Here is a 24,381-nt window from a genome sequence, read left to right on the forward strand (position 1 = left end):
ATGGACGCCTGGCAGGAATTGTCCGCTTCCCGCCAATGGTCGCCGAAACGTCTATCCGTGCTTGCCGAGGAACTTTCGAAGGGCGGCTCAACCTCGTTCATGATCGTCGAGGGCGGCGAAGTTGCCTTCACCTGGGGTGATATCACCCACAAATCCAGCGTGGCCTCGGTTCGCAAGAGCCTGATCGGTCTTCTCTATGGCATCTATGCGAGCGAGGGCCAGATCGACCTCGATGCATCGCTCGGCGCCCTCGGCGTGGATGACCATAGTCCACTGACGGATATCGAAAAGACCGCGACCGTGCGCGATCTGCTCGCCTCGCGCTCGGGCGTCTATCACCCCTCGGTCTACGATATCGCGCAAGGCCGCCCAGCGCGTGGCAGGTATCCGCCCGGAAGCTTCTCGTTCTATAACAACTGGGATTTCAATGTGCTCGGCACGATCTTCGAACTGCAGACGCGTGAGAGCCTGTTTGCGGCCTTTGCCTCGCGGATCGCACGGCCGCTCGGCATGCAGGATTTCGTGTTGTCCGACCTGCGCTACGAACACGGGCCGGAATCCCGCCACCCGGTCTACAAGATGCGATTTTCCGCGCGCGATCTGGCGCGGGTGGGTCTCATGTGCCTGCGGCACGGGATGTGGGGCGATGAACGCATCGTGCCGGACGATTGGCTGGGCGAAAGCCTGAGGCCGCATTCCGATCTTGGTGGCGGCCGCGGCTACGGCTATCTCTGGTGGACCGCCGAAGCGAACGCGCCCTGCGACATGCTGCATGCGGATGTGCCGATTTATTATGCCAGCGGCCTTGGCGGACAGATGATCATCGTGCTGCCCGATCACGATGTAGTCGTGGTGCATAGGGCAGCGCGGGTCGATCACGGCATCCAGCACGACCGCATGGGCGAGCTTCTCCGGCTCGCACTTTCGGCAAAGCCGCGCAACTGACCGGCGAGCGGTCGCCAGAGACGGCGCCTGCCGAGGGTGCAGGCGCTCGAATCTCAGGCACGTAATTATCTGTCTCAAACCTTTATGGTCGCCCAATCCATGGGCTGCCTGCACAAATCCTGTGCAGGATGCGTCATTTCAACGCATACGATTGTTGACAGCGCTATCGTCCGGTCGTATTCCTTACGCGAAAGAAATTTGCCTGGGAGGCAAATGTGTTTCTGCCCTCGCGGGCATGGGAGGACTTATGACGACGGCTGAGGAGAGCGTCGATGCACTGCTGACGCAGCGTATCGATAGGATGCATGCGCGCGACCGTTTGGGTCTCATCATTTTCATCGTTGTGCTGTGGTGCACCATGCTTTTCGCATTGTTCACCATCTGGCCGTTCATCGCCGTACCAGGCATCCGGATCATTCTTTCCGTGGCCTGCGCGCTGGTGCTGATCTTCAACACGGCGGCCATCGTCGCCATGCTGCGCCACTATTCCGACGACAAGCACTTCATTTACGGCCTCGACCTGAAGCATCTCGACGAGATGCGTGCACGCCGGCGCTAAGGGGGACACACCAATGGCATATCAACCGCCCAAACAAAGTCTTGGCGCCCAGGTCTTCGACGTCATCACGCTGCTCGTGCTGACGGTCGGAGCGCTCTACGTTCCGCTTTATCTCGGGCTCGCCGGCGCCGCCAAGACGCCCGCGCCGATCGCCAACCCGACCTGGGAGGCGCTCGGCCAGAATGCCACCGAACAGCTGCAATGGGCGGCGCTCGGTATTACCGATCCGGCCGCAGCCAACGACATGATCACGGCGCGTTTCGATTATTCCTTCAGCTGGACCGCGCTGATCACCATGGCCGTGCTCGTCATCGGTTACTTCGTTCTCGTCGTCCGGCTCTCCGATCGGGAATATCGCGAAGTCATCGAAGAGCGTTTCGGCAACAAGAAATAGGGGCGCGGCATGGATATCTGGACAATCCTGGAATACGCGGCATGGGCGCTTTCCTTCATCTTCGGCGCGCTGATGCTCTACGACATGGTGCGCATCGATACGACCTACGACAACGACCTGCTGACCTCGTCGCGCGAAGGCGAGATCGAGGCCGCAGCCGAACGTCACGTGATCTGAGGGGGCTTCGATGGCAGATGCGAATTCAACCACCGGCCAGCCGCAGCGGCTTCAACTGCTCCGCGTTCTCGGCCCCGCCCACATCTGGGCGCTCGGCGTCGGCATCGTTCTTGTCGGCGAATATATGGGCTGGAACTTCTCGATCGGCAAAGGCGGCATGATCGCGGGCCTGGTCGCCTGCTGGGTGGCCGGACTGCTTTATACCTGCGTCGCGATGATCGACTCCGAAGTGACCTCGACGGTCGCCGCGGCCGGCGGGCAATACGCCCAGGCCAAGCACATCGTCGGGCCGTTGATGGCCTTCAATGTCGGCCTGTTCCTTGTTATGGCCTATACGATGCTCGAGGCCGGCAATGCGATCACCATCGGCTTCCTGCTCGATACGGTCGCCGGATTGCAGGGCCATTCAGGTCTCAACCAGCAGCCCTTCATCATCCTCTCCATCATGTTCCTGGCGTGGCTGAACTATCGCGGCGTGCTGGCGACACTGAATTTCAATCTCGTGATTACCGGCATCGCCTTCCTGGCGATCATCATCCTGTTCGTCGTCGTGCAGATGGGCGTTTCGACTGTTCCGCTCGATTTTTCGGCGGTCACCAGCGATCCGCTGCCCTATGGCTGGATGGGCATCATCGCATCCCTTCACTTCGGGCTGTGGTATTATCTCGGCATCGAGGGCACCTGCCAGGCCGCGGAAGAAGTTCGCTCCCCTGCCCGCTCGCTACCCTACGGCACGATGGCCGGCATCATGACGCTGCTGATCGCGGCGACCATGACCTGGTATGTCTGCTCGGGCCTGATCCCCTGGGAATATCTCGGCCAGGCCGGCACGCCGCTCTTCGATGCCGCGCGCGTCACCGGCAGCAGCGGCTTGATGGTGCTGCTGTTCATCGGCACGATCTTCTCGACGCTCGCATCGGCCAACGGCTGCATCAACGATGCATCGCGGGCATGGTTCTCGATGGGCCGCGACCGCTACCTGCCGATCTGGTTCGGCGCGGTCCATCCGATCTATCGCACGCCGTATCGCTCGATCGTCTTCCTCGTGCCGATCGCGCTGATCTTCGCGCTGGGCGCGCCGCTCGATCAGGTCGTCACCTTCTCGATCCTGTCGGGCCTGCTCGGCTATACGTTCATGACCTTCAACATGGTGATGTTCCGCAACAAATGGCCGCTCGGCTCGATCAAGCGCGGCTATGTGCACCCGATGCATCCGCTGCCGACGATCGTGCTGCTGATCCTCTGCGCCTCGGCTTACTTCGCGGTGTTCTTGGGTTACGGAACCCAGCTCATCACCATGGTCGGGTTCTACGTCGTCGCGTCGCTCTGGTTCCACTTCCGGCGTTACCAATATGTAAAGCGTGGCGACCAGTTCACCATGCCCTGGCCGAAGCCGCAGGGATATTGACGGGATGAGCACCAGCGTCGCCCTGTTGATTCTGTCGATGGCGGCGTGCGCATGGCTCGCCGTCCGAGGGATCAGGGAGCACCGGGACGCCATGGCTTCACGCCATCGGCTTCTCGATGAAGCGGTAAGCCTGCTCTCTGACGCCTCGATCATGATCGGACCGGACCAGTTTCCGGTGGCTACCGGCAGGATCGCCGATGGCAGGCAGGTGAAGATCGAACTGATCGGCGACAGCATGATCACCCGGCGGCTGCCGCAGCTCTGGCTCAGGGTGACGATCTACGACAGCGGCACGTATCGACGACCCTTGATCGGCGCCTTGGCACGCCCCACCGGAGGCGAATATTATTCGCTCGTCCACGACATGCGGGAATGGATGGCGCCGCCGAAGACCGGAACATCGATGCTGATGCGCGGCGACGGCACCGCCACGCCGTGGCAGACGGCACGGGTGCTCGGCCATTTCAGCGGCCTGTTTGCCGATCCACAGGTCAAGGAAGCGGTGATCAGCCCGAATGGCGTGCGCATCATGCGCCAGGCCGCCCAGGGCGAACGTGCGGCGCATCTCTTTCTGCGGCAATCCCGCTTCGCTATCGCTTCGGTGCCCGCTGAGGACATCAATACGGCGATCGCGATGGCGAGCGCGCTGGCCGAGGTGCTGCCGGAATCCGTGCTGGCGCCGGTTACGGAAGCAGCTTAGAATTGGGCCGATGCAGAAAGTGATGAACCCCTATCTCGTATTGGCGCTGGCGGTGATCCTGCCGGGCGCCGGGCATGTGGCCGCCGGCGAGCCGCGGCGTGGTCTGGCCTTCGCCTTCTTCGTCGTCCTGTTCGGTGCGCTCACCTATGCGACGACCACGCCGGAGATTTCATTCATCGGGCGCCATGCGGGGGGCCTGTTCATCTGGGCGCTCTCCATTCCCGATGCCTATCGCCGCGCGCGGATCCGGGCGCTGAACGCCAATCTCAGCCCTTGAACGGCGGCAGGCGCCGCTCCACCGGTGACGCCTTGACCATCGACGTGTTGGTTTCCGCCCGTTCGGCGATCTTGTCGAGGATACCATCAAGTTCGCCCATCGAGCGCACGACCAGCCGGGCGATGAAGCAATCGTCGCCCGTGACCTTGTCGCATTCGATGAATTCGGGCGTTTCCTGGATCAGCCGTTCGACGATGTGAAGCTGGCCCGGCAGCGGCCGGACGCGGACGATGGCCTGCAAGGGATAGCCGAGGGCTGCCAGACCGAGACTGACGGTGAAGCCGGAAATCACCCCGCGATCCTCCAACCGCCGCACACGTTCGGCCGCACTTGGCGAGGACAGCCCGGCGATCTCTGCCAGTTCCTTGAGCGGCATGCGGGAATTGCGGCTGAGGGCTTCGAGGATGCGCTGGTCGATGGCATCGAGCGTATCGTTAGGCATTTTACTCTCTCTGCTTTTCATTATTAGGCGCGACGGCAGATGATCCTTCGCCAAACTATATAAAGAACAACATCCGCGCAATATCCTCCTCGTAACCTGAGGAGCAAGGCAATGCAGAACGACATAAGGCGCGGGACAATCGAAATGACGGCGGCGATGCTGATATCGGGCACGATCGGCTGGTTCGTGCTGGTGTCCGGGCAGCCGGTCGAAAATGTCGTCTTCTGGCGCTGCGCTTTCGGTGCCGTGGCGCTGATAGCCATCTGCGGCGCGCTCGGCTACCTCAGGCCCGGCATCATTACCCGCCGGCAATTGCTGATCGCCGTGCTCGGCGGCGTGGCCATCGTGTCGAACTGGCTGCTGCTGTTTGCCGCCTATCCCCTGTCCTCGATCTCGATCGCGACGACCGTCTATAACACCCAGCCCTTCATGCTGTTGGGGCTGGGCGCACTGTTTCTCGGCGAGAAGGTCACGGTCGAGAAGCTCGCCTGGCTGGCACTCGCGTTCGGCGGCATGATGCTGATCGTGCAGGCCAAGCCGGGTGGCGGAGCGACAGGCGGGAGCTACGCGATCGGCATCCTGCTGGCGCTCGGCGCCGCCTTCTTCTACGCGCTGGCTGCCTTCGCCGCCAAGTGGCTCAAGGGCGTGCCGCCGCATCTCGTGGCGCTCGTGCATGTCCTGACCGGCGTGGTGATGCTGGCGCCCTTCGCAGACTTCCTCAATCTGCCCAAGGATGGTGAGAGCTGGTCGCTGCTGGCCACGATGGGTTTTGTCCACACCGGGCTGATGTATATCCTGCTCTATGGCGCGATCCAGAGGCTACCGGTCCATCTCACCGGCGCACTGTCCTTCATCTATCCGGTGGCTTCGATCATGGTTGACAGGCTGGCCTTCGGCCATCTACTCCAGCCAGTGCAGATAATCGGCATGGCGCTGATCTTCGCGGCGGTCGCGGGCATGAATTTCGGGCTCAAGCTGGGAATTTTCAAACGCGCGCCGACGGCACCATAAGGGGGAGCGTTCCGTGGTCACGTGCTATCTTCGCTATGTCATCGACCCCTACAAACTCACCGAGTTCGAGCACTACGCGAAGCTCTGGATACCGCTGGTGACGCGGCTCGGCGGCACGCATCACGGCTATTTCCTGCCGAGCGAGGGCGCCAGTAACATTGCGCTGGCGCTGTTCAGCTTTCCGTCGCTTGCCGAATACGAGATCTATCGCCAGAAGATGGCGGCCGACCCGGAATGCCAGGCCGCATTCGATTTCGCCGAGAAGACGCGCTGCATCGTGAGCTACGAGCGCAGCTTCATGCGCCCGCTCTTCTGACATGAAGGGCGGGTTGCAATTCCGCTCCGATTATTTCGGAGACCGGGCGGCATTCCAGGCGCTTGTGGATCTGCTTTTCGATACGTTCGAAATCGATATCGGACAGCTCGACCGCCTGGGCGGGCCGGGCCCGACCTCAATGCCCTTCGGCTATTTCGACGAAACGGGCCGCTGCGTCGCGAATTTCAGCGCGTTTTCGACGCCACTCATCATCGATGGCCGGCGGGTGCGCGCGGTGGGCTACCAATCCGGCGCGGTGCGGCCGGAATATCGCGGCCGAGGGCTCTATCGCGACCTGATGCAGCGGGCCTTCGCCTGGGCCAAAGCCGAAGGCTTCGAGCTCGGAATGCTCCTCACCGACAAGCCCGGCCTTTATGAACCCTATGGGTTCCGCGTCATCGAGCAGCATATGTTCCGTGGCCCCATGCCGGCCGGCGCGACGGCCCTGCCATGCCGGCAACTCTCCATCGAGAACGATGCGGATGTGGCGCTGATACGATCCGTGCTCGTGGACCGAATGCCGGTCTCGGAACGCTTCGCCGTTATCGGGCATATCGAGGAATTCCTGCTCAACGCCTGTTTCGATCCGTCGATCCGACTGTCTCATATGCCGGATCATGATGCGATCATCGCCTGGCGAGAGGAGGCCGGGACCTTCCATCTTCTCGACATCGCCAGCCGCGAAATTCCATTGCTTGCCCAAGTCATCGCCGCCGTGCAAACGCGTGCCGAGCGCGCGGCCGTTTACGTGCCCACCGATCGACTGGGCTGGACCGGAGAGACCGGGCGTTACGAAGGCTCCTGCGACCTGATGGTCACCGGTGACACGGACGCTCTTTTCAAATTGGAGCCATTCATGCTTTCGCCATTGGCGGAATTTTAGCGGTTATATTGAATATTTTCCGCTATTATAACGTAATTTGACCATCGTTTCCGGCTTGTGTATTAAAGCGTAAACCAACACGGACTTTCTGCAATGACCCTCGCCACCATCGCCGCCTATGCATTCGCCCTGTTCGTGGTCGTGCTCATTCCCGGGCCCGGGATCACCGCGCTCGTGGCCCGCGCATTGGGAAGCAGTTTTCGCGAGAGCCTGGCGATGGCGATCGGCATCATGCTCGGCGACCTGGTCTTCCTTACCGCCGTGGTGCTGGGGCTGGCGGTTGTGGCGCAAGCATTCAGCACCGTGTTCATGATCATCAAATATGCCGGCGCGGCCTATCTCGCCTATCTCGCCTACAAGATCTGGACATCAGGCATGTTGAAGACCGATACTGAGATCGGCCCGAGGCGGAGCATTTTCCAGTCGTTGGTATCCGGGTTGCTGGTCACGCTCGGCAATCCCAAGGCGATGGTCTTTTATCTGGCACTGGTGCCTACACTCATCGATATCGCATCCATCACGGTAACGGACTATTTCGAACTGCTTGCCGTCACGACCGTGGTGCTGATGGCGGGGACCATTCCCTATATCGTGCTCGCCGCCAAGGCGCGCGAGTTCTTCCGCCGGCCGGTCGCACTCAAGCGGCTCAACCGCACCTCCGCCACCTTCCTTGCCGGAACCGCGGGTTATATCGCCATTCGATAAATTCAATGGAGAATATTGCTTGGCTGCTGGCAATGCGGGAGGTTTATTTCCGAAATTGCGCTCTCCTCGCGCGAATCTGTCTGGAAAGACGAAACCCAAGCGCCTAGTTTCTCCCCAGACAAACCTGGGAGAGCAACATGTCAGATGCCAAGAAGCCTGGTCGCGGCCGGATCTACAATTCGATCACCGAAACGATCGGCGACACACCCATCGTCCGACTCGACAAGTTGGCCAGGGAAAAGGGCGTGAAGGCCAACCTTCTCGCCAAGCTGGAATTCTTCAATCCGATCGCCTCGGTCAAGGACCGCATCGGGGTGGCGATGATCGAGTCGCTCGAGGCCCAGGGCAAGATCACCCCCGGAAAATCCACCCTCATCGAGCCGACCTCCGGCAATACCGGCATCGCGCTTGCCTTCGCCGCCGCCGCCAAGGGCTACAAGCTGATCCTCACCATGCCAGAGACCATGTCGATCGAACGCCGCAAGATGCTGGCGCTGCTTGGCGCCGAACTGGTGCTGACCGAAGGCGCCAAGGGCATGAAGGGCGCCATCGCCAAGGCCGAGGAACTGGCCGCATCGATCCCCGATGCGATCATTCCGCAGCAGTTCGAAAATCCGGCCAATCCCGAAATCCACCGCAAGACCACGGCCGAGGAGATCTGGAACGACACCAACGGCACGGTTGATTTTCTTGTCTCCGGCATCGGCACCGGTGGTACGATCACCGGCGCCGGCCAGGTGCTGAAGGCAAGGAAGCCGGGCCTCAAGGTCATCGCCGTCGAGCCCGCCGATTCCCCAATCCTTTCCGGCGGCAATCCCGGCCCGCACAAGATCCAAGGGATCGGCGCCGGCTTCGCTCCCGCAATCCTCGATAAGTCCGTTTACGACGAAGTCATAACCGTCACCAATGACGACGCCTTCGCCAACGCCCGCCTCGTCGCCAGGCTCGAAGGCGTACCGGTCGGCATTTCCTCGGGTGCCGCACTCACCGCCGCGATCGTACTCGGCCTGCGCGAGGAAAATGCCGGCAAGAACATCGTCGTGATCATCCCCTCCTTCGCCGAGCGCTATCTCTCGACCGCGCTGTTCGAGGGGCTCGGAAGCTGAGATTCCACATCATTGTCGAAATCAGAGAGGGCCGAGCAACCGGCCCTTTCCTGTTTTCGCTAAGCCGCGCTCTGCAGCCGCTCGCCTGCGATCCTGTATGAGATCGCCTCGGCCAGATGAATGCGCCCCACACGAGCCGCCTCATCCAGGTCAGCGAGTGTTCGCGCGACCTTGAGAATGCGGTGATAGCCGCGCGCGGAGAATTTCATCTTGTCGGCCGCGTCCCGCAGAAGCTGCAGCCCGCCGGCGTCCGGTTCGGCGATCTTCTCGATCAGCGCGGTCGAGCAGCGCGCGTTGCAACTCACTTTGGGCTCACCCAGCGCGATGAAGCGATCCAGCTGCAATTCCCGTGCCCGAGCCACCCGCCGGGCGATCACGGCACTCGTCTCGGCGGCGGTCGGGCGGATCAGATCGCCGGCAGTCACCGCCGGCACTTCGATCCGGATATCGATGCGGTCGAGAAGCGGACCGGACAGCCGCGACTGATAATCGCTGACGCAGCGCGGACCGCGTGCGCAGGTGTGCCCCGGCTCGCCGGCCATGCCGCATTTGCAAGGATTCATCGCCGCGACGAGCTGGATATTGGCGGGGTAGCTGACATGGTGGTTGGCGCGCGCTATGACGCATTCGCCCGTTTCGAGTGGCTGGCGAAGCGCATCGAGCGTGGCTGGATGGAATTCGGGCAGTTCATCGAGGAAGAGCACACCATTGTGGGAGAGCGATGCCTCGCCCGGCCTGGCCCGCAGCCCACCGCCGACAAGAGCGGCCATGGTCGCGGAATGATGCGGTGCGCGGAATGGCCTGCGATCCGACAGCTTGCCGCCTGAGAGTTGCCCGGCGATGGAATGGATCATCGAGACTTCCAGGAGTTCGGCGGCACCCAGCGGCGGCAGGATGGAAGGCAGCCGCTGCGCCAGCATCGACTTGCCCGAACCGGGCGGCCCAATCATCAGCAAATTATGCCCGCCGGCGGCAGCCACTTCCAGCGCGCGCTTGGCGCTTTCCTGTCCCTTGATGTCGGCGAGATCGGGGAGATTGGCGGGGCTCTGGCGGATCGCCGGCTCCGGCCTGCTCAGCACCTGGGTGCCGCGAAAATGATTGGCGAGGCCGATCAGACTGCGCGGCGCCAGGATATCCATGCCGGCACCCGCCCAAGCCGCTTCCGGGCCGCTGTCATGCGGACAGATCAGGCCCTTGCCCATGGCGTTGGCGCTGATGGCGGCAGGAAGCGCACCGGCCACCGGCGCGATCGTGCCGTCGAGATTGAGTTCGCCGATCACCACATAATCGGCCAGCGCGTCGGCTGGAATGGCGCCGAGCGTCGCCATCAGTGCCAGCGCGATCGGCAGGTCGTAATGGCTGCCTTCCTTCGGCAGATCGGCGGGTGCGAGATTGACGGTGACTTTCTTCGGCGGCAGCGTCAGCCCGGACGCGTGGAGTGCGGCCTGGACCCGCTCGCGGCTCTCGGCCACGGCCTTGTCGCCAAGTCCGACAATATGCATGTTGACCTTGCCCGGGCCGATCATCACCTGCACATCGACAGGCGCGCCTTCGATACCCTGGAATGCAACCGTCGAGACCCTTGCCACCATCGCCGATGCCCCTGAATTTCCCGCCAAGCCTGCTGAAATACACGTTTTAGCAGTTAACGATTGCAATCAAGCATGGATTATGGAATAAAACAAGAACAATTTACGAACAAAATCGCGGCATGGATGCAAATCGGTTGTATCTGGTTGTGCGATGAGAACAAACCAGCTCAACCTGCAACCCGTCGGGCGTGTGGGACGAGCGTCAGGCGCGCTTGCGCTCGATGGCGTCCCACATCAGTGCCGCGACATCGACGCCGCTGAAGCGCTTGACTTCGCGAATGCCGGTCGGCGAGGTGACGTTGATCTCGGTCATGTAATCGCCGATCACGTCGATGCCGACGAAGATGAAGCCCCGTTCCCGCAGCGCAGGACCGATGCGGGTGCAGATTTCGCGTTCGCGGGCGGTGAGTTCGGTATGTTCCGGCCGGCCGCCGGCATGCATGTTGGAGCGGGCGTCGTTCTCGGCCGGCACACGGTTGATCGCGCCGACAGGCTCGCCATCGACGAGCAGGATGCGCTTGTCGCCGGCACGCACCGCCGGCAGGTATTCCTGCGCGATGAAGGGCTCGCGGAACATCTGGGCGAACATTTCCATCAGCGAGGAGAGATTGCGGTCGTCGCGGGTGGAATGGAAGACACCGGCGCCGCCATTGCCGTAGAGCGGCTTGAGGATAATGTCGCCCATCTCTGCGCGGAAATCGGCGATTTCCTTGGGGTCGCGGGTGATCAGCGTCTTCGGCATCAGGTCGGCGAATTCGGTGACGAATATCTTCTCGGGCGAATTGCGCACCCAGGCCGGATCGTTGACAACAAGCGTCTTCGGATGAATGCGTTCGAGCAAGTGGGTTGCCGTGATATAGGCCATGTCGAAGGGCGGGTCCTGGCGGAGCAGCACGACATCCATGGTCGAGAGGTCGATCTTTTCCGGCGCGCCAAGCGTGAAGTGGTCGCCCTTGACGTCGCGCAGTTCCATCGGCTCGGCGGTCGCGTAGATCGTGCCGTCGCGCATCGAGAGCTGGTTGGGCGTGTAGTGGAACAGCTTGTAGCCGCGCGATTGCGCCTCGAGGCTCATGGCGAAGGTCGAGTCGCCCGCGATATTGATGGAGGACACATGGTCCATCTGGACGGCGACATTGGTGATCCGCGCCATATTCAAACCCCTGAATGCGTGAAGTCTGCATGATGTAGGACGCGACACCGATCAAGGCAAGCCCGTCAGGCGTTGGCCGTTGCTCTTTCAATGCGCTTGCCGGTGGCGGTCACGAAGTAATGTACATCAGCTGAGTCGATCGCGAGGTTGATCTCGCAGTTGAAATCATCTTCGAGCGCGGTGGCGACGACCAGTGGCTGGCCGTCGATCATGCCGTGCAGCAGGCGCTGGGCGCCCAGTTCCTCGACATAGTCGAGCTTCATGGTGAAGCCACCGGCGCCAGGGGCGGCGATCGTGAGATTCTCCGCCCGCATGCCGAGGGTGACGGTTGCGTCTCCGTTCGCGCCAGCCACCGCGATCGCCTGATCGCCGACCTTCCAGCTGCCGTCGACACGCGTGGCGTTCAGCAGGTTCATCGCCGGCGAACCGATGAAGCCGGCGACGAAGGTCGAGGCCGGCTTGTGATAGATATCGAGCGGGCTGCCGATCTGCTCGATCTGGCCGGCATTGAGCACGACGAGGCGATCAGCGAGCGTCATGGCTTCGAGCTGGTCGTGGGTGACATAGATCGAGGTCGTGCCGAGCCGGCGCTGCAGCTTGCGGATTTCGCCGCGCATCGAGACGCGGAGCTTGGCGTCGAGATTGGAGAGCGGCTCGTCGAACAGGAAGGCGGCGGGCTTGCGGACGATGGCGCGACCCATGGCGACACGCTGGCGCTGGCCGCCGGAGAGTGCGCGCGGCTTGCGCTCCAGATAGGGTTCGAGCTCCAGCATCCTGGCGGCTTCCGCCACGCGGGATGCGATCTCGGTCTTTGGCGTGCCGCGATTCTTGAGGCCGTAGGCGAGATTGTCGTAGACGGTCATATGCGGGTAGAGCGCGTAGTTCTGGAACACCATGGCGATGTCGCGGTCGGCGGGATCGGTCTTGTTGACCACCTTCTCGCCGATCCTCACCTCGCCCTTCGAGATATCCTCAAGGCCCGCGACCATGCGCAGCAGCGTGGATTTCCCGCAGCCGGAGGGTCCGACCAGCACGATGAACTCGCCATCGGCGACATCGACGGAGACGCTGTTCACGGCGGTCATACCGTTGGAATAGACCTTGGAGACCTGGTTGATTTCAATGCGTGCCATGTCGACATCCCTCTGGATAAATTGCTACTTGTCGCTCTCGGTGAGGCCCTTGATGAACCAGCGCTGGAAGATCACGACGAGCATGACTGGCGGCAGCATGGCGAGCACGGCAAGCGCGAAGGCCTCGTTGTAATCGGGGATCTGCGAACCGATCCACACCTGCAGGATCGATTTGATGCCGCGCATCAGCGTGTAGAAGCTCTCGTCCGTGGTCATCAGCATCGGCCAGAGATATTGGTTCCAGCCATAGACGAACATGATGATGAAGATCGCGGCGATCATGGTGCGCGAGATCGGCAGCAGGATATCAATGAAGAAGCGGAACGGCCCGGCGCCATCGATGCGCGCCGCCTCCAGCAACTCGTCGGGCACCGACATGAAGAACTGGCGGAAGTAGAATGTGCCCGTCGCCGAGGCGAGCAGCGGCACGATGAGGCCGGTATAGCTGTTGAGCAGGTGCAGGTTCGACATCACCTGGTAGGACGGCACGATGCGCACCTCGAGCGGCAGCAGCAGCGTGGTGAAGATCACCCAGAAGGAAAAGGTCGCCATCCGGAAGCGGAAATAGACGATCGCATAGGCCGCGAGCATCGAGAGCACGATCTTGCCGAGCGCGAAGCCGACGCCGAGGATGAAGGAATTGAGCAGCATGCGGGCGCCGGTGACTTCGCCGGTAAAGCCGCCCTTCTGGGTCAGCACCTTGGTATAGGTCTCGTTGAAATGGTTGCCCCAGGAGAGCATCAGGCCCTTGGAATGGATTTCCGTCGCCTCATGCGTCGAGGTCATGAAGGCGACGACCACGGGCGTTACCATCAGCAGGCAGCCAAGGATCAGGATCAGGTGGTCGAGAGGCTTGGTCTTGTACATGGCTCCGCCCTCTCAATTGTAATGGACGCGCCGCTCGATGAAGCGGAACTGGAGAACGGTGAGCACGAAGACGACGATCATCAGAATCACCGATTGCGCCGAGGAGCCGCCGATATCATTGCCCCGGAAGCCATCGAGATAGACCTTGTAGACCAGCGTGATCGGGTTGTTGGCGGCCTTGTCCTTCACCATCACGTCGATGACGGCGAAGGTGTCGAACAGCGAATAGGTGACGTTGATCACCAGCAGGAAGAAGGCTGTCGGCGCGAGCAGCGGCAGGATGACAGTAAAGAAGCGCTTCAGCCCATTGCGGCAATCGATCAAGGCCGCCTCACGCACCGAGACAGGAATGCCCTGCAGGCCTGAGAGAAAGAAGATGAAATTATACGGGATCTGCTTCCACACCGAGACGAAGACCATGGCGAAGGCCGTGTCGAAGTAATTGAGCCCGACCTTCATATCCCAGCCAAGATATCCCGCGATCTTGACGAAGGGGCCGATATGCTGGTCGAAGAACATCATGCCGATCAGGCCGGCGACCGGCGGGGCGATGGCATAGACCGAAATCAGCAGCGTTTTGTAGGCGGACGCGCCGCGGATCACGGCATCGGCCTTGATCGCGAGCAGCAGGCCGATCGACAGCGCGAAGAAGGTCACCAGCGCGGTGAAGACGGTCGTGAATTCGGCGATCTTCAGATACTGCGACGAGAATATCGCATCCGAGTAGTTGGCGAAGCCGACGAAGGTGGAGCCGAAGCCGAACGGGTCTTCGATATAGAAGGACGATTGCACCGCCTGCACCGACGGCCAGTAGAAGAAGACGAAGATCACGGCGAGCTGCGGCGCCAGCAACAGATAGGGCAGAATGGGCGACGAGAACTGCACGCGCTTCATGAGGGACTTTCGCATAGGGAACGCTCCTCTAGCGGGGAGCGATCGTTCACGGAATGCTGGCGGTGCCACCTGTTCCCGCTTCTCCCCTTGGGGAGAAGTGCCGAGCATAGCGAGGCGATGAGGGGTTCTCAGCCGCTTGCACTACCCAGAGAGAACCCCTCATCCGACCCTTCGGGCCACCTTCTCCCCAGGGGGAGAAGGGAGTTGGGGCACCGTCGGCGCCTCCAACGTCCCCTCTCCCCGCAAGCGGGGAGAGGGTTAGGGTGAGGGGCAACCTTGAGGCTAAATCAGCCTGATGTCTTGGCGAAACGGGCGAGAAGCTCGTTGCCTTCCTTCTCGATCGTTTCCATGGCTTCCTTGATCGTGGTTTCGCCCGAGAAGATGCGGCCATATTCGCGTTCCATCACGGCGCGGATCTGCGGGTAGAAGCCGAGGCGGTAACCCTTGGACCATTCGCCCGACGGCAGCGACAGCTGCTGGATGCCGACTTCGGCGACCGGGTTCTCCTTGTAGAAGCCTTCCTTCTTGGTCAGCTCGTAAGCCGCCTTGGTGATGGCGACATATCCGGTGGCCTGGTGGTAGAACTTCTGGATCTCAGGCGAGGTCAGGAACTGGAAGAAGTCCGCCACGCATTTGTTCTCGGCATCCGGCTTGCCGGACATCGCGAAGAGTGCCGCGCCACCGATGAAGGACGAGGTGCCCGCACCCTTGATGCCACCCCAATAGGGCAGGAAAGTCGCCGAGAACGGCATCTGGGCGGTCTTCTTCAGGCCGCCGAACGAACCGGACGAGCCGATCCACAGAGCGACCTTGTTTTCTTCGAAGGGCTTCTGGTTGTCGGACCAGCCGGCGCCGTAATAGGCGAAATAGCCTTCATCGGACCAGGCCTTGAGCTTTTCGAACATCATGACGAGGTTCGGGTCGGTCATGTGCATCTTGGTGTCGACGATGCTGTCGTAGCCATTGTTGTTGGAAGCGAACTGGATGTTGTTGCGCGAGAAGAAGTTCTCGGTGAACTGCCAGGTCAGCTGCGCCTGGACGAGCGGGATAAAGCCGGCCTGCTTGAGCTTCGGCGCGATCTGCTCGAACTCTTCCCAGGTCTTCGGGGCGGTGACGCCAGCCTTTTTGAGTGCCTCGTCATTGATATACATGATCGGTGCCGAGGAATTGAACGGCATGCCGACGAACTTGCCCTCGGAATCGGCGTAGAAATAGCGGACGCCTTCGATGAAGGCATTGCGGTCGAACGTGTAGCCGGCCTTGGTGATCAGGTCCTCGGCGGGGATGACTGCGCCCTTGGCATTGATGATGGTGGCGGCACCAGCGTCGAATACCTGCAGGATGTTCGGCTGCTCGCCCGAACGGAAGGCGGCGATACCGGCAGCCAGCGCTTCCTCATACGTGCCCTTGGAGACGGGGTTCAGCACGCACTCGGTCTGGGCGGCGTTGAACTTCTGCGCCACTTCGTTGATGACTTCGCCATTGCGGCCGCCCATGCCGTGCCACCACGTGATGTTGGTTGCGGCGAGCGAGGACGTCGTCGTGAATGCGAATGCCAATGCGGCAAACGAGAGTTTCCGGATCATGGTTCTTCCCTTCCCACCTTTGAGGCCGTCGGGCCTTGGTTTCGGGAACGTCCACTAGTCCTCGTCCGTGACGGGTACGTAACAGTTTGATTGCAGCTTCTTGACAGTCCACGATGTCTACAGGGCGCAGGCGTTTTTCAGAACGCATCTCTGAGATGGACGGGCCAGCGCCAGGGCCGGACGGCGACAATGTCATAGGAATATGACAGTCGGCCCGCATCCTTCTGTGACGAGAGCCAGGACATGGAGGCGTTGCGAATACGGTTCTGAGTCCATCCATCAACGGCGAAGACCGAGGCGTCGGTGGTCGCCCGCGCCTTGACCTCGATGAAGCCTATGACATCACCCTTGCGCGCGATGATATCGATCTCGCCTGACTTGACCCGGTAGCGCATGGCGACGATGCGGTAGCCGCGCAGCATGAGGGAGAGGGCGGCGAGATATTCGGAGGCATGGCCGCGCCGCAGAGCCTTCTTTCGATCCTCCGCGCTGCGTGGGGCCATGGTTCAGCCTTTCAGCTCCAGCAGCCTGGAATAGAGGTCCTTGCGGGGCAGGCCGGTCTGCTGGGCAGCGTGGGTCGCCGCGCGTGACACCGGCATCTCCTCAAGGAGTGTCCTGAGGAGCGTATCGAGGTCTTCGCCCTCCGGCGCCTGTTTCTCGGCGGGCGGTGCAACGCAGATGACGATCTCGCCCTTTACATTGTCATTGGCTTCATAATGGGCGGCCAGTTCGGCAAGCGTACCCCGGCGGAACTCTTCGAAGGTCTTGGTCAGTTCGCGGCAGACGGCAGCGTCACGAGCGCCGAGCACGGCGGCCATGTCGGCAAGGCTCGATGGCAGGCGGTGTGGGGATTCGAAGAAGATGAGCGTGCCGGGAACATCCTTGACCTCGCCCAGGCGGTCGCGGCGGGATTTTTCCTTCTGCGGCAGGAAGCCGGCGAAGAAGAAGCTGTCGTTCGGCAGGCCCGATGCGGACAGTGCTGTGACGACCGACGAAGGACCGGGCACGGGGATAACTCTAAAACCCGCGGCCAGCGCTTCCTTCACCAGCCGGTAGCCCGGGTCGGAAACAAGGGGCGTACCGGCATCGGAGACGATCGCCACTGATTTGCCCTGTGCGAGCGCTGCGATCAGCTTCGGTCCGACCTCGTTGGCGTTGTATTCGTGATAGGCGTAGGGCCGTTTGCCGATCGCGAAGCGATCGAGCAACACCCGCGTCACCCGCGTATCCTCCGCCGCGACGACATCGGCGCCGGCCAGCGTTTCGAGCGCCCGCAACGTTATGTCGCCGAGATTGCCGATCGGGGTGGAGACGAGATAGAGCGCCGGCTCCAGCGGCCGGGCGGGAATTTCGAGCGTCCTGATGCGGTAGGTCCCGGCTCCCGGTAGATCATCGGTTTCGTTCTCGGCCAAGGGGGACTCCAGGAATTCGGCATTTCCGGCTTTATGCGCGTTGGGGATTACGTGCGCAACTATGAATTAATCATAGCCAATGCCCATAACCCCTTGCACAGGACGCGGTATTTCTGCCATTTTGCCCGTCCAATCAGGGACGGAATCCGGTTCATCCGGCAAGAACACAAAACGGCAGGCATCATGCGTATCACTCTCGAGCGTTCCAATCTTCTCAAATCCCTCGGCCACGTGCATCGCGTGGTGGAACGGCGCAACACGATCCCGATCCTTTCGAACGTGCTGCTCAAGGCCGAAGGTTCGAGCCTGCAGATGAAGGCGACCGACCTCGATCTCGAGATCACCGAAGCCGCGCCCGCCATGACCGAGAAGGCCGGCTCGACCACGGTGCCCGCACATCTGCTCTACGAGATCGTGCGCAAGCTGTCGGACGGTTCGGAAGTGGCGCTTGCCGTCAATACAGAGGGCACGACGATGACCGTCATGTCCGGCCGCTCGAAATTCTCGTTGCAATGCCTGCCGGAAGGCGATTTTCCGGATCTGACCGCCGGTACGTTCAGCCACTCGTTCCAGATCAAGGCCGCCGATCTCAAGATGCTGATCGAGCGCACGCAGTTCGCGATCTCCACCGAGGAGACCCGCTACTACCTCAACGGCATCTACTTCCACACCGTCGAAGCCGATGGGGCGCTGAAGCTGCGCGCAGTCGCCACCGACGGTCACCGCCTCGCCCGGTCCGAGATCGAGGCACCGTCGGGCTCCGAGGGCATGCCTGGTATCATCATTCCGCGCAAGACCGTCGGCGAAATCCAGAAGCTGATCGAAAACCCGGATTCGGAGGTGAAGTTCGAGGTCTCGGATTCCAAGATCCGCCTGTCTTTCGGCGAGATCGTGCTGACATCCAAGCTCATCGACGGCACGTTTCCGGATTACCAGCGGGTTATTCCGGCAGGCAACGACAAGGAAATGCGCGTCGACTGCTCGACCTTCGCCAGCGCCGTCGACCGCGTCTCGACCATTTCCTCCGAGCGCGGCCGCGCGGTGAAGATCGCGCTCACCGACGGCCAGATGGTGCTGACGGTGAACAACCCGGATTCCGGCAGCGCCACGGAAGAACTCGCTGTCTCCTATGAGGGCGATCCTCTGGAAATCGGCTTCAACGCCCGCTACCTGCTCGACATCACAAGCCAGCTGACCGGCGAGGACGCCGTCTTCAAGCTTGCCGATCCCGGTTCGCCGACGATCATCCTGGATTCGTCGAGCGTCGATGCGCTCTATGTGCTGATGCCGATGCGTGTGTAAGGTTCGGCGGTGTTAACCGCAATAAAACTTTACACAATCCGGCGAATAAGAGCCTTGCTTTTACCGTTTTTTAGCTGTTGGAGTAGCCGCAACGAGAAGAAGGGGAAAGCCGGAATATGCAGCGCATAAAAAGCCGTTTCGCCGAAAAGTTCGACGACGAGATCCGTTTCCTCAAAGGCGTCATCTCCACACCCAAGACAGTCGGCGCCATCATGCCGACCTCGGCGCGGATGGCCAACCGGATGGCGAGCATCATCGATACCGGCTCCGGCCTGCCTGTTCTCGAACTCGGGCCGGGTACCGGCGTGATCACCAAGGCGATCCTCGACAAGGGCGTAAAGCCCGAGAACATCGTGTCGGTGGAATATTCCGGCGATTTCGTGCGCCATCTGCGCGGCAAGTATCCCGGCGTCAATTTCGTCAATGGCGATGCCTTCTCGCTCGCCGAGACGCTGCAGGATTATCGTGGCCAGAAGTTCGATTGCGTGATCTCGGGCATCCCACTGCTCAATTTTCCCATGCACCAGCGCGTCAAGCTGATCGAGGACTTGCTCAAGCTCGTTCCCGTCGGGCGACCTGTCGTGCAGTTCTCGTACGGCCCGGTCTCGCCTGTCGTCGCGCGGCCGGATAGCTACACGATCAAGCATTTCGACTTCATCATGCGCAACATCCCGCCGGCGCAGATCTGGCATTACAAGAAGCTGCACTAGCTCCCCCGATGCTCGGCCTCTACATCACCCATCCGCAGGTCAGGATCGATCCCGATGTGCCGGTTCCCAAGTGGGGACTGAGCGATGTCGGCCGTGAGCGCGCTATGGCGGCGGCCGCGATGCCGTGGGTGAAGACACTCGGCCGGATTGTTTCGAGCGACGAGACCAAGGCCATCGAAACGGCTGAGATTCTGGCCAGGGCGGCGGGCATCTCTATTGAAATTGACGAACGTGGACACGAAAACGACCGCTCCGCGACGGGCTTTCTCCCGCCACCGGAATTCGAAAAGGCCGCCGACTGGTTCTTTGCGCATCCGGACAAGAGCTTTCACGGCTGGGAACGGGCAGTGGAGGCGCAGGCCCGCATCGTCGCGATGGTCGAGACAGCGCTCACCGATCACGATCCCGCAGTCCCGATTGCTTTCGTCGGCCATGGCGGGGTGGGCACGCTGCTGCGCTGCCACATCGGCCGCATGCCGATTACGCGCAGCCACGACCAGACGGGCGGCGGTGGTGGCAATCTCTATGCGTTCCGGCTTAGCGATCGACAATTGCTGACAGGGTGGGTGGCGATGGAAACTTGGCAGGGGCCGGGCAGCGCTTAGCTGGGCTTTAAGAAAGACCCCGCCCCGCACCCCTCCCCACAAGGGGGAGGGGCCAACTCGTGGCATCCGCTCAGCCCCTCGTTTCGTGCGTAGTTATGTTCCCAGGACAAGGCTGTTTGCTCGACGTCGAGTGGGGCGAGACGGTGCGGCACGCTAGGCCCCTCCCCCTTGTGGGGAGGGGTTTGGGGCGGGGTCTTTCTTCATTTTCAGAAGCGCAAAACTCACTCACTGCAGCACGGTCATCTCCATCCCCGCCAGCGTGTCCTTGTCAGCCACCGAACTGATCTCCACGATCCGGCCGTCGCGGATGACCACTTCCAGCACCAGCAGCAGGTTGCCTTCCGGCGCGACGATGACGCCCACTGCGTCGTCGATGAGGCCCACCTGCGCGCTGCGGGCGCGGCCGGAGAAGTGACTGGCGACGCTTTCCGCGCCACGGATTTCCGGAGCCATCGCGCCGAGCTGCATTGCGGCCGTATCGGCGCGCAGAACCACGTCAGGCGCCAGAACGGCAAGCAGGCCGCTGAGGTCGCCGGTGCGCGAGGCGGTGAGAAACGCCGCTACGATGGAGCGATTGCCAGCCAACTGGGCTTCATCGGGGCTCGGCTTGCCCTGCACGCGGCGCCGCGCGCGGCTGGCGAGCTGGCGGGCGGCGTCCGGCGTTCGGTCGACGATCGGGGCGATCTCGTCGAAGGGCAGGTCGAACATATCATGCAACACGAATGCGATGCGCTCGGCGGGCGTCAGTTGCTGCAGCACGACCAGCATGGCGAGGCCGACCGAATCGGCCATCATCGCCTCATGCTCGAAACCGCCGGGATCGGTCTGGCTGACGGTGGGCTCGGCGACGGTGGGGCCCAATGGATCCTCGCGGCGGCTTTTTCGCGCACGAAGCATATCAAGCGCGACCCGCGAGATTACTGTCGTCAGCCAGCCGCCCATGTTGCGGATGTCCGACGCTTCGGCGCGAGACAGCCGGAGCCAGGTTTCCTGCACCGCATCCTCGGCCTCGCTCATCGATCCCAGCATCCGATAGGCGACGCTCTTGAGGTGGCTGCGGTTAGCCTTGAATTGCTCGGCGAGAAATTTTTCTTCGTCCATCGGTCACATTCCCCGTTCGCGTTGCGTCAGATGGATGACGAACGAGATCCCGCCGATGTGACAGAGATCATGTCCCAGGGGAAGTCGTCGAACGCAACGCCTTGATTTCGAGGAGAAATATCATGCAAGCCAGAATGAACAACCCCGCCCTCATCCTCCCCCAAGCCCTGCAGGCGCTCTATGCGCTCAGCAAGTCGACCGAGGAACTGGTACCTGAAGTGACCCGCAAGCTTGTCGAGTTGCGTGCCAGCCAGATCAACGGCTGCAGCGTCTGCGTCAACATGCATGCGGCGGAACTGAAGAAAAAGGGCGAGAGCGACGAGCGCATCTTCTCCGTTGCCGCGTGGCGCGACACGCCTTACTTCACCGATGCCGAACGTGCCGCGCTGGCGCTCACGGAATCGGTGACGCGGCTTGCCGACAAGGCCGATCCGGTGCCGGACGACATCTGGGAAGACGCGACCCGCCACTATCCCGAGAAGGAACTCGCGGCGCTGATCGTGTCGATCTCGCTGATCAATGTCTGGAACCGCCTCAATGCCAGCGTGAAGATGGTCGCGGGCGCACCCTGGAAGTGATCATTTTCCGGTGATTTCGAGCTCTTTTGCCTTGCGGAGCAGTGGCGACCATGCGACTGCTCCGCAACCGATTCCAAGGCAAGGGGCAAGCACTATGGCAGCCAGGGACCATCTGATCGTCGGGCTCGATGTACCGAATATCGGTGAGGCCGAACAGATCGTCAAAAAGCTCGGCCATAGCGTCGATTACTACAAGATCGGCTACCAGCTGGTCTTTGCCGGCGGCCTGGAGTTCGCCCGCGACCTTGCTCGCGAGGGCAAGAAAATCTTCCTCGACATGAAACTGCTCGATATCGACAACACGGTCGCGTCGGGCGTCGAGAACATCGCCAAGATGGGCATGACGATGCTGACGCTGCATGCCTATCCCAAGGCGATGCGGGCGGCGGTCGAGGCCGCGCGCGGCTCCGGTCTTTGCCTGCTCGGCGTGACGGTCCTGACGTCCATGGACGAGACCGACCTGATCGAGGCGGGATACGAGTACGATCCGCATACGCTGGTGCTGCGCCGTGCCGAACAGGCCCGCCGCGCCGGCATGGGCGGCATCGTCTGTTCGGCCGAGGAGGCGAATGCCGTGCGCCGCATCGTCGGTGCCGATATGGCGGTGGTGACCCCCGGCATCCGTCCAACGGGTTCGGATCCCGGCGATCAGAAGCGGGTGATGACACCAGCCGAAGCCATCCGGGCGGGTTCGAGCCATCTCGTGGTGGGTCGGCCGATCGTCAAGGCTTCGGACCCACGCGAAGCAGCGCGCGCGATACTTGCCGAAATGGAAACGGCGCTTTAGATTTTGACAAAATCATAGTTCTCAGGAGGAATTCATGGCCAAGGGATATTGGATCGCCCGCGTCGATGTTCGCGACTCCGAACGCTACAAGGACTATGTGACCGCTGCCAAGCCTGCATTCGAGAAATATGGCGCTGTGTTCCTTGCCCGCGGCGGCAATTATGAGCGGCTGGAAGGCCAGGTCCGGGCCCGCAACGTGGTGATCGAGTTTCCTTCGCTCGAGGCGGCGCATGATTGCTATCACTCGCCCGAGTACCAGATCGCGGCGGCGATACGGCAAGAGGTCGCAGACGCCGAAATGGTGATCGTCGAAGGGATTTAGCCGCTTCTATTCGCATGCCGAATGCGGTAGTAAACTTGCAGTTCCCGCTGTTCAGGAGATGGAAATGACGCTGTCCAACGTGCCGAAACTTGTGACCATATTCGGAGGGTCGGGTTTCCTTGGGCGTCATATCGTGCGGGTGCTCGCCAAGCGCGGCTACCGCATCCGCGTGGCCGTCCGCCGGCCGGATCTCGCATTTCATCTCCAGCCGCTCGGCAATATCGGCCAGATCGTCGCTGTGCAGGCCAATCTGCGCTACCGCAATTCCGTCGATGCCGCCGTGCGCGGCTCCGATCATGTGATCAACTGCGTTGGCGTGCTGCATGAAGCCGGCCGCAACGGTTTCGACGCGGTTCAGGATTTCGGCGCGCGTGCCATTGCGGAGGCCTGTCGCAATGCGGGTGTCAAGCTCACGCATATTTCTGCGATCGGCGCCGATATCGATTCGCCCTCGGCCTATGCCCGCACCAAGGCGAAGGCCGAAAAGGCGATCCTGGCCCTGCTGCCGGATGCCGTGATCTACCGGCCATCCGTCATGTTCGGCCCAGAAGACGGCTTCTACAACAAGTTCGCCGATATGGCCCGCATCGCACCAGCGCTGCCGCTGGTTGGCGGTGGCCACACCAAGTTCCAGCCGGTCTATGTCGACGATGTTGCCGAGGCTGTCGCGCGTTCCGTCGACGGCAGGGTCGAAGGCGGCAAGATCTATGAACTCGGCGGCGCCGAGGTGAAGAGTTTTCGCGCGATCATCGAGGACATCCTGCGCATCACCTGTCGCGAGAAGACGCTGGTGCCGCTGCCGTTCTTCGTCGCCTCGATAATGGGCTCGATCAATTCGTTGATCCCGTTCGTGACGCCGATGATCACCGCCGACCAGGTGACATTGCTCAAGACCGACAATGTGGTTTCCGATGCTGCGAAGGCAGAAGGCCGCACGCTCGAAGGCCTCGGCATCAAGCCGACGCTCGCCGATGCGATCCTGCCGAGCTATCTCATACGCTACCGGCCGGAGGGCCAGTTTACGCAGCCTGACAAGGCGGCCTGAACAGATTGTTTCTCATTGGTGGGGCTCGAAGCGACACGCGAATTTTCTGGCGACGATATCGCCCGGCCCCCGCGACGTCATCCTCGGCCTTGTGCCGAGGATCTGGTGTGCGTGCCATAAGCCATTGACGTAGCGTCACTCTTGCACGTACCGGATTCTCGGGACAGGCCCGAGCATGACGGCGGAGGGTTTGTCGGCCGTCTGGGAAACCCTCGTCCCCCTACGCCGACGCTTGATGAACGCGCTAGCTCCGAACGCATTCTCCCACTCGAAATCTGTAACGCTCGTTCCGAAGTTGCAGAAAAGACGCATGAAAAAAGCAATGCGGCGTTAACGCCGTCTTCAGCATGCATGTTTTATTGCTAATGCAAATT

General features: G+C 61.5%; 29 protein-coding genes. 19 read left to right on the forward strand and 10 right to left on the reverse strand.

Features of this window, described 5'->3' with window-relative positions:
- From ACSQ26_RS21955 to ACSQ26_RS21985, 7 genes are all read left to right on the forward strand, one after another.
- Positions 1-945: a serine hydrolase domain-containing protein gene (locus tag ACSQ26_RS21955; RefSeq protein WP_436012634.1), complete on the forward strand. Its 945-nt coding sequence runs from the start codon at positions 1-3 to the stop codon at positions 943-945.
- 247 nt (positions 946-1,192) lie between these two features.
- Positions 1,193-1,504, forward strand: a complete 312-nt coding sequence (locus ACSQ26_RS21960) for a hypothetical protein (RefSeq protein ID WP_436012636.1) — start codon at positions 1,193-1,195, stop codon at positions 1,502-1,504.
- A 13-nt stretch (positions 1,505-1,517) separates the two neighbouring features.
- Positions 1,518-1,898 (forward strand): hypothetical protein, encoded by a 381-nt coding sequence (locus tag ACSQ26_RS21965; RefSeq protein WP_436012638.1) that lies wholly within the window; start codon positions 1,518-1,520, stop codon positions 1,896-1,898.
- Between the two features lie 9 nt (positions 1,899-1,907).
- Positions 1,908-2,075 (forward strand): hypothetical protein, encoded by a 168-nt coding sequence (locus tag ACSQ26_RS21970; protein WP_436015522.1) that lies wholly within the window; start codon positions 1,908-1,910, stop codon positions 2,073-2,075.
- 10 nt (positions 2,076-2,085) lie between these two features.
- Complete coding sequence (locus tag ACSQ26_RS21975) at positions 2,086-3,483, forward strand: APC family permease (RefSeq protein WP_436012640.1); 1,398 nt, start codon at positions 2,086-2,088, stop codon at positions 3,481-3,483.
- 4 nt (positions 3,484-3,487) lie between these two features.
- A complete protein-coding gene (locus ACSQ26_RS21980) occupies positions 3,488-4,183 on the forward strand; it encodes a hypothetical protein (RefSeq protein ID WP_436012642.1) in 696 nt (231 codons plus the stop codon).
- 10 nt (positions 4,184-4,193) lie between these two features.
- Complete coding sequence (locus tag ACSQ26_RS21985; RefSeq protein ID WP_436012644.1) at positions 4,194-4,460, forward strand: hypothetical protein; 267 nt, start codon at positions 4,194-4,196, stop codon at positions 4,458-4,460.
- On the opposite strand, the gene ACSQ26_RS21990 is transcribed toward ACSQ26_RS21985, so the two are convergent.
- Positions 4,450-4,902 carry an Lrp/AsnC family transcriptional regulator gene (locus tag ACSQ26_RS21990; protein WP_436012646.1) on the reverse strand — a complete coding sequence of 151 codons (453 nt, stop codon included), beginning with the start codon at positions 4,900-4,902 and terminating at the stop codon, positions 4,450-4,452. The genes ACSQ26_RS21985 and ACSQ26_RS21990 overlap by 11 nt on opposite strands.
- A gap of 111 nt (positions 4,903-5,013) precedes the next feature.
- Between ACSQ26_RS21990 and ACSQ26_RS21995 the strand changes: the two genes are divergently transcribed.
- The 5 genes from ACSQ26_RS21995 to cysK all read left to right on the forward strand — a co-directional run bounded on the left by ACSQ26_RS21995 (position 5,014) and on the right by cysK (position 8,923).
- Positions 5,014-5,913 carry a DMT family transporter gene (locus ACSQ26_RS21995; RefSeq protein ID WP_436012648.1) on the forward strand — a complete coding sequence of 300 codons (900 nt, stop codon included), beginning with the start codon at positions 5,014-5,016 and terminating at the stop codon, positions 5,911-5,913.
- A 13-nt stretch (positions 5,914-5,926) separates the two neighbouring features.
- Positions 5,927-6,229 (forward strand): NIPSNAP family protein, encoded by a 303-nt coding sequence (locus tag ACSQ26_RS22000; protein ID WP_436012650.1) that lies wholly within the window; start codon positions 5,927-5,929, stop codon positions 6,227-6,229.
- A gap of 13 nt (positions 6,230-6,242) precedes the next feature.
- Complete coding sequence (locus ACSQ26_RS22005) at positions 6,243-7,112, forward strand: GNAT family N-acetyltransferase (RefSeq protein WP_436012652.1); 870 nt, start codon at positions 6,243-6,245, stop codon at positions 7,110-7,112.
- 93 nt (positions 7,113-7,205) lie between these two features.
- On the forward strand, positions 7,206-7,817 hold the full coding sequence (locus tag ACSQ26_RS22010) for a LysE family translocator (RefSeq protein ID WP_436012654.1): 612 nt from the start codon (positions 7,206-7,208) through the stop codon (positions 7,815-7,817).
- A 137-nt stretch (positions 7,818-7,954) separates the two neighbouring features.
- Entirely contained in the window at positions 7,955-8,923 is a 969-nt protein-coding gene (cysK, locus tag ACSQ26_RS22015; RefSeq protein WP_436012656.1) for a cysteine synthase A, read from the forward strand.
- 59 nt (positions 8,924-8,982) lie between these two features.
- On the opposite strand, the gene ACSQ26_RS22020 is transcribed toward cysK, so the two are convergent.
- The 8 genes from ACSQ26_RS22020 to rsmI all read right to left on the reverse strand — a co-directional run bounded on the left by ACSQ26_RS22020 (position 8,983) and on the right by rsmI (position 17,557).
- The gene (locus ACSQ26_RS22020; RefSeq protein WP_436012658.1) at positions 8,983-10,515 is read right to left on the reverse strand and encodes a YifB family Mg chelatase-like AAA ATPase; all 1,533 of its coding nucleotides are present in this window, start codon (positions 10,513-10,515) and stop codon (positions 8,983-8,985) included.
- 202 nt (positions 10,516-10,717) lie between these two features.
- Complete coding sequence (gene gshB / locus ACSQ26_RS22025; protein ID WP_436012660.1) at positions 10,718-11,665, reverse strand: glutathione synthase; 948 nt, start codon at positions 11,663-11,665, stop codon at positions 10,718-10,720.
- A gap of 65 nt (positions 11,666-11,730) precedes the next feature.
- Positions 11,731-12,798 (reverse strand): sn-glycerol-3-phosphate ABC transporter ATP-binding protein UgpC, encoded by a 1,068-nt coding sequence (gene ugpC, locus ACSQ26_RS22030; protein WP_436012662.1) that lies wholly within the window; start codon positions 12,796-12,798, stop codon positions 11,731-11,733.
- A 24-nt stretch (positions 12,799-12,822) separates the two neighbouring features.
- A complete protein-coding gene (ugpE, locus tag ACSQ26_RS22035) occupies positions 12,823-13,665 on the reverse strand; it encodes a sn-glycerol-3-phosphate ABC transporter permease UgpE (protein ID WP_436012664.1) in 843 nt (280 codons plus the stop codon).
- Between the two features lie 12 nt (positions 13,666-13,677).
- On the reverse strand, positions 13,678-14,559 hold the full coding sequence (locus tag ACSQ26_RS22040; protein ID WP_436015414.1) for an ABC transporter permease subunit: 882 nt from the start codon (positions 14,557-14,559) through the stop codon (positions 13,678-13,680).
- A gap of 287 nt (positions 14,560-14,846) precedes the next feature.
- Positions 14,847-16,145, reverse strand: a complete 1,299-nt coding sequence (locus tag ACSQ26_RS22045; RefSeq protein ID WP_436012666.1) for an extracellular solute-binding protein — start codon at positions 16,143-16,145, stop codon at positions 14,847-14,849.
- Between the two features lie 137 nt (positions 16,146-16,282).
- Positions 16,283-16,648 carry a YraN family protein gene (locus tag ACSQ26_RS22050; protein WP_436012667.1) on the reverse strand — a complete coding sequence of 122 codons (366 nt, stop codon included), beginning with the start codon at positions 16,646-16,648 and terminating at the stop codon, positions 16,283-16,285.
- 3 nt (positions 16,649-16,651) lie between these two features.
- Positions 16,652-17,557: a 16S rRNA (cytidine(1402)-2'-O)-methyltransferase gene (gene rsmI / locus ACSQ26_RS22055; protein ID WP_436012669.1), complete on the reverse strand. Its 906-nt coding sequence runs from the start codon at positions 17,555-17,557 to the stop codon at positions 16,652-16,654.
- A gap of 183 nt (positions 17,558-17,740) precedes the next feature.
- Here rsmI and dnaN point away from each other — a divergent pair, with 183 nt between their 5' ends.
- The 3 genes from dnaN (at position 17,741) to ACSQ26_RS22070 (ending at position 20,174) form a co-directional block, all read left to right on the forward strand.
- On the forward strand, positions 17,741-18,859 hold the full coding sequence (gene dnaN, locus ACSQ26_RS22060) for a DNA polymerase III subunit beta (RefSeq protein ID WP_258159721.1): 1,119 nt from the start codon (positions 17,741-17,743) through the stop codon (positions 18,857-18,859).
- Positions 18,860-18,975: 116 nt separating this feature from the next.
- Positions 18,976-19,569 carry a phospholipid N-methyltransferase PmtA gene (gene pmtA / locus ACSQ26_RS22065; RefSeq protein ID WP_436012672.1) on the forward strand — a complete coding sequence of 198 codons (594 nt, stop codon included), beginning with the start codon at positions 18,976-18,978 and terminating at the stop codon, positions 19,567-19,569.
- A gap of 8 nt (positions 19,570-19,577) precedes the next feature.
- Positions 19,578-20,174, forward strand: coding sequence for a histidine phosphatase family protein (locus ACSQ26_RS22070; RefSeq protein ID WP_436012674.1), 597 nt, complete (start codon positions 19,578-19,580; stop codon positions 20,172-20,174).
- Positions 20,175-20,399: 225 nt separating this feature from the next.
- Here ACSQ26_RS22070 and ACSQ26_RS22075 read toward each other — a convergent pair whose 3' ends face one another.
- Positions 20,400-21,275 (reverse strand): sigma-70 family RNA polymerase sigma factor, encoded by an 876-nt coding sequence (locus ACSQ26_RS22075; RefSeq protein WP_436012676.1) that lies wholly within the window; start codon positions 21,273-21,275, stop codon positions 20,400-20,402.
- A 122-nt stretch (positions 21,276-21,397) separates the two neighbouring features.
- Between ACSQ26_RS22075 and ACSQ26_RS22080 the strand changes: the two genes are divergently transcribed.
- From ACSQ26_RS22080 to ACSQ26_RS22095, 4 genes are all read left to right on the forward strand, one after another.
- Positions 21,398-21,853, forward strand: a complete 456-nt coding sequence (locus ACSQ26_RS22080; RefSeq protein WP_436012678.1) for a carboxymuconolactone decarboxylase family protein — start codon at positions 21,398-21,400, stop codon at positions 21,851-21,853.
- Between the two features lie 94 nt (positions 21,854-21,947).
- Positions 21,948-22,640, forward strand: a complete 693-nt coding sequence (pyrF, locus tag ACSQ26_RS22085) for an orotidine-5'-phosphate decarboxylase (RefSeq protein ID WP_436012680.1) — start codon at positions 21,948-21,950, stop codon at positions 22,638-22,640.
- 34 nt (positions 22,641-22,674) lie between these two features.
- Positions 22,675-22,962: a DUF1330 domain-containing protein gene (locus ACSQ26_RS22090; RefSeq protein ID WP_436012682.1), complete on the forward strand. Its 288-nt coding sequence runs from the start codon at positions 22,675-22,677 to the stop codon at positions 22,960-22,962.
- A 64-nt stretch (positions 22,963-23,026) separates the two neighbouring features.
- Positions 23,027-24,007 carry a complex I NDUFA9 subunit family protein gene (locus ACSQ26_RS22095; protein ID WP_436012684.1) on the forward strand — a complete coding sequence of 327 codons (981 nt, stop codon included), beginning with the start codon at positions 23,027-23,029 and terminating at the stop codon, positions 24,005-24,007.
- The last annotated feature ends 374 nt before the right edge of the window (positions 24,008-24,381 follow it).

Origin of the sequence: Rhizobium sp. LjRoot254, assembly GCF_964254105.1 — a bacterium.
In the GTDB taxonomy this organism is placed as follows: Bacteria; Pseudomonadota; Alphaproteobacteria; order Rhizobiales; family Rhizobiaceae; genus Rhizobium_E.

Coding starts and splice junctions, on each gene's coding strand:
- pyrF (WP_436012680.1), top strand. CDS start 21,948: ATGGCAGCCAGGGACCATCTGATCGTCGGGCTCGATGTACCGAATATC.
- ACSQ26_RS22075 (WP_436012676.1), bottom strand. CDS start 21,275: ATGGACGAAGAAAAATTTCTCGCCGAGCAATTCAAGGCTAACCGCAGC.
- ACSQ26_RS22070 (WP_436012674.1), top strand. CDS start 19,578: ATGCTCGGCCTCTACATCACCCATCCGCAGGTCAGGATCGATCCCGAT.
- ACSQ26_RS21975 (WP_436012640.1), top strand. CDS start 2,086: ATGGCAGATGCGAATTCAACCACCGGCCAGCCGCAGCGGCTTCAACTG.
- ACSQ26_RS22095 (WP_436012684.1), top strand. CDS start 23,027: ATGACGCTGTCCAACGTGCCGAAACTTGTGACCATATTCGGAGGGTCG.
- ACSQ26_RS21955 (WP_436012634.1), top strand. CDS start 1: ATGGACGCCTGGCAGGAATTGTCCGCTTCCCGCCAATGGTCGCCGAAA.
- ACSQ26_RS21970 (WP_436015522.1), top strand. CDS start 1,908: ATGGATATCTGGACAATCCTGGAATACGCGGCATGGGCGCTTTCCTTC.
- gshB (WP_436012660.1), bottom strand. CDS start 11,665: ATGGCGCGGATCACCAATGTCGCCGTCCAGATGGACCATGTGTCCTCC.
- ACSQ26_RS21990 (WP_436012646.1), bottom strand. CDS start 4,902: ATGCCTAACGATACGCTCGATGCCATCGACCAGCGCATCCTCGAAGCC.
- ACSQ26_RS21985 (WP_436012644.1), top strand. CDS start 4,194: ATGCAGAAAGTGATGAACCCCTATCTCGTATTGGCGCTGGCGGTGATC.
- ACSQ26_RS21965 (WP_436012638.1), top strand. CDS start 1,518: ATGGCATATCAACCGCCCAAACAAAGTCTTGGCGCCCAGGTCTTCGAC.
- ACSQ26_RS22090 (WP_436012682.1), top strand. CDS start 22,675: ATGGCCAAGGGATATTGGATCGCCCGCGTCGATGTTCGCGACTCCGAA.
- ACSQ26_RS22010 (WP_436012654.1), top strand. CDS start 7,206: ATGACCCTCGCCACCATCGCCGCCTATGCATTCGCCCTGTTCGTGGTC.
- ACSQ26_RS22080 (WP_436012678.1), top strand. CDS start 21,398: ATGCAAGCCAGAATGAACAACCCCGCCCTCATCCTCCCCCAAGCCCTG.
- ugpE (WP_436012664.1), bottom strand. CDS start 13,665: ATGTACAAGACCAAGCCTCTCGACCACCTGATCCTGATCCTTGGCTGC.
- pmtA (WP_436012672.1), top strand. CDS start 18,976: ATGCAGCGCATAAAAAGCCGTTTCGCCGAAAAGTTCGACGACGAGATC.
- dnaN (WP_258159721.1), top strand. CDS start 17,741: ATGCGTATCACTCTCGAGCGTTCCAATCTTCTCAAATCCCTCGGCCAC.
- cysK (WP_436012656.1), top strand. CDS start 7,955: ATGTCAGATGCCAAGAAGCCTGGTCGCGGCCGGATCTACAATTCGATC.
- ACSQ26_RS22020 (WP_436012658.1), bottom strand. CDS start 10,515: ATGGTGGCAAGGGTCTCGACGGTTGCATTCCAGGGTATCGAAGGCGCG.
- ACSQ26_RS22045 (WP_436012666.1), bottom strand. CDS start 16,145: ATGATCCGGAAACTCTCGTTTGCCGCATTGGCATTCGCATTCACGACG.
- ACSQ26_RS22040 (WP_436015414.1), bottom strand. CDS start 14,559: ATGAAGCGCGTGCAGTTCTCGTCGCCCATTCTGCCCTATCTGTTGCTG.
- ACSQ26_RS21960 (WP_436012636.1), top strand. CDS start 1,193: ATGACGACGGCTGAGGAGAGCGTCGATGCACTGCTGACGCAGCGTATC.
- ACSQ26_RS21995 (WP_436012648.1), top strand. CDS start 5,014: ATGCAGAACGACATAAGGCGCGGGACAATCGAAATGACGGCGGCGATG.
- ACSQ26_RS22050 (WP_436012667.1), bottom strand. CDS start 16,648: ATGGCCCCACGCAGCGCGGAGGATCGAAAGAAGGCTCTGCGGCGCGGC.
- ACSQ26_RS21980 (WP_436012642.1), top strand. CDS start 3,488: ATGAGCACCAGCGTCGCCCTGTTGATTCTGTCGATGGCGGCGTGCGCA.
- ugpC (WP_436012662.1), bottom strand. CDS start 12,798: ATGGCACGCATTGAAATCAACCAGGTCTCCAAGGTCTATTCCAACGGT.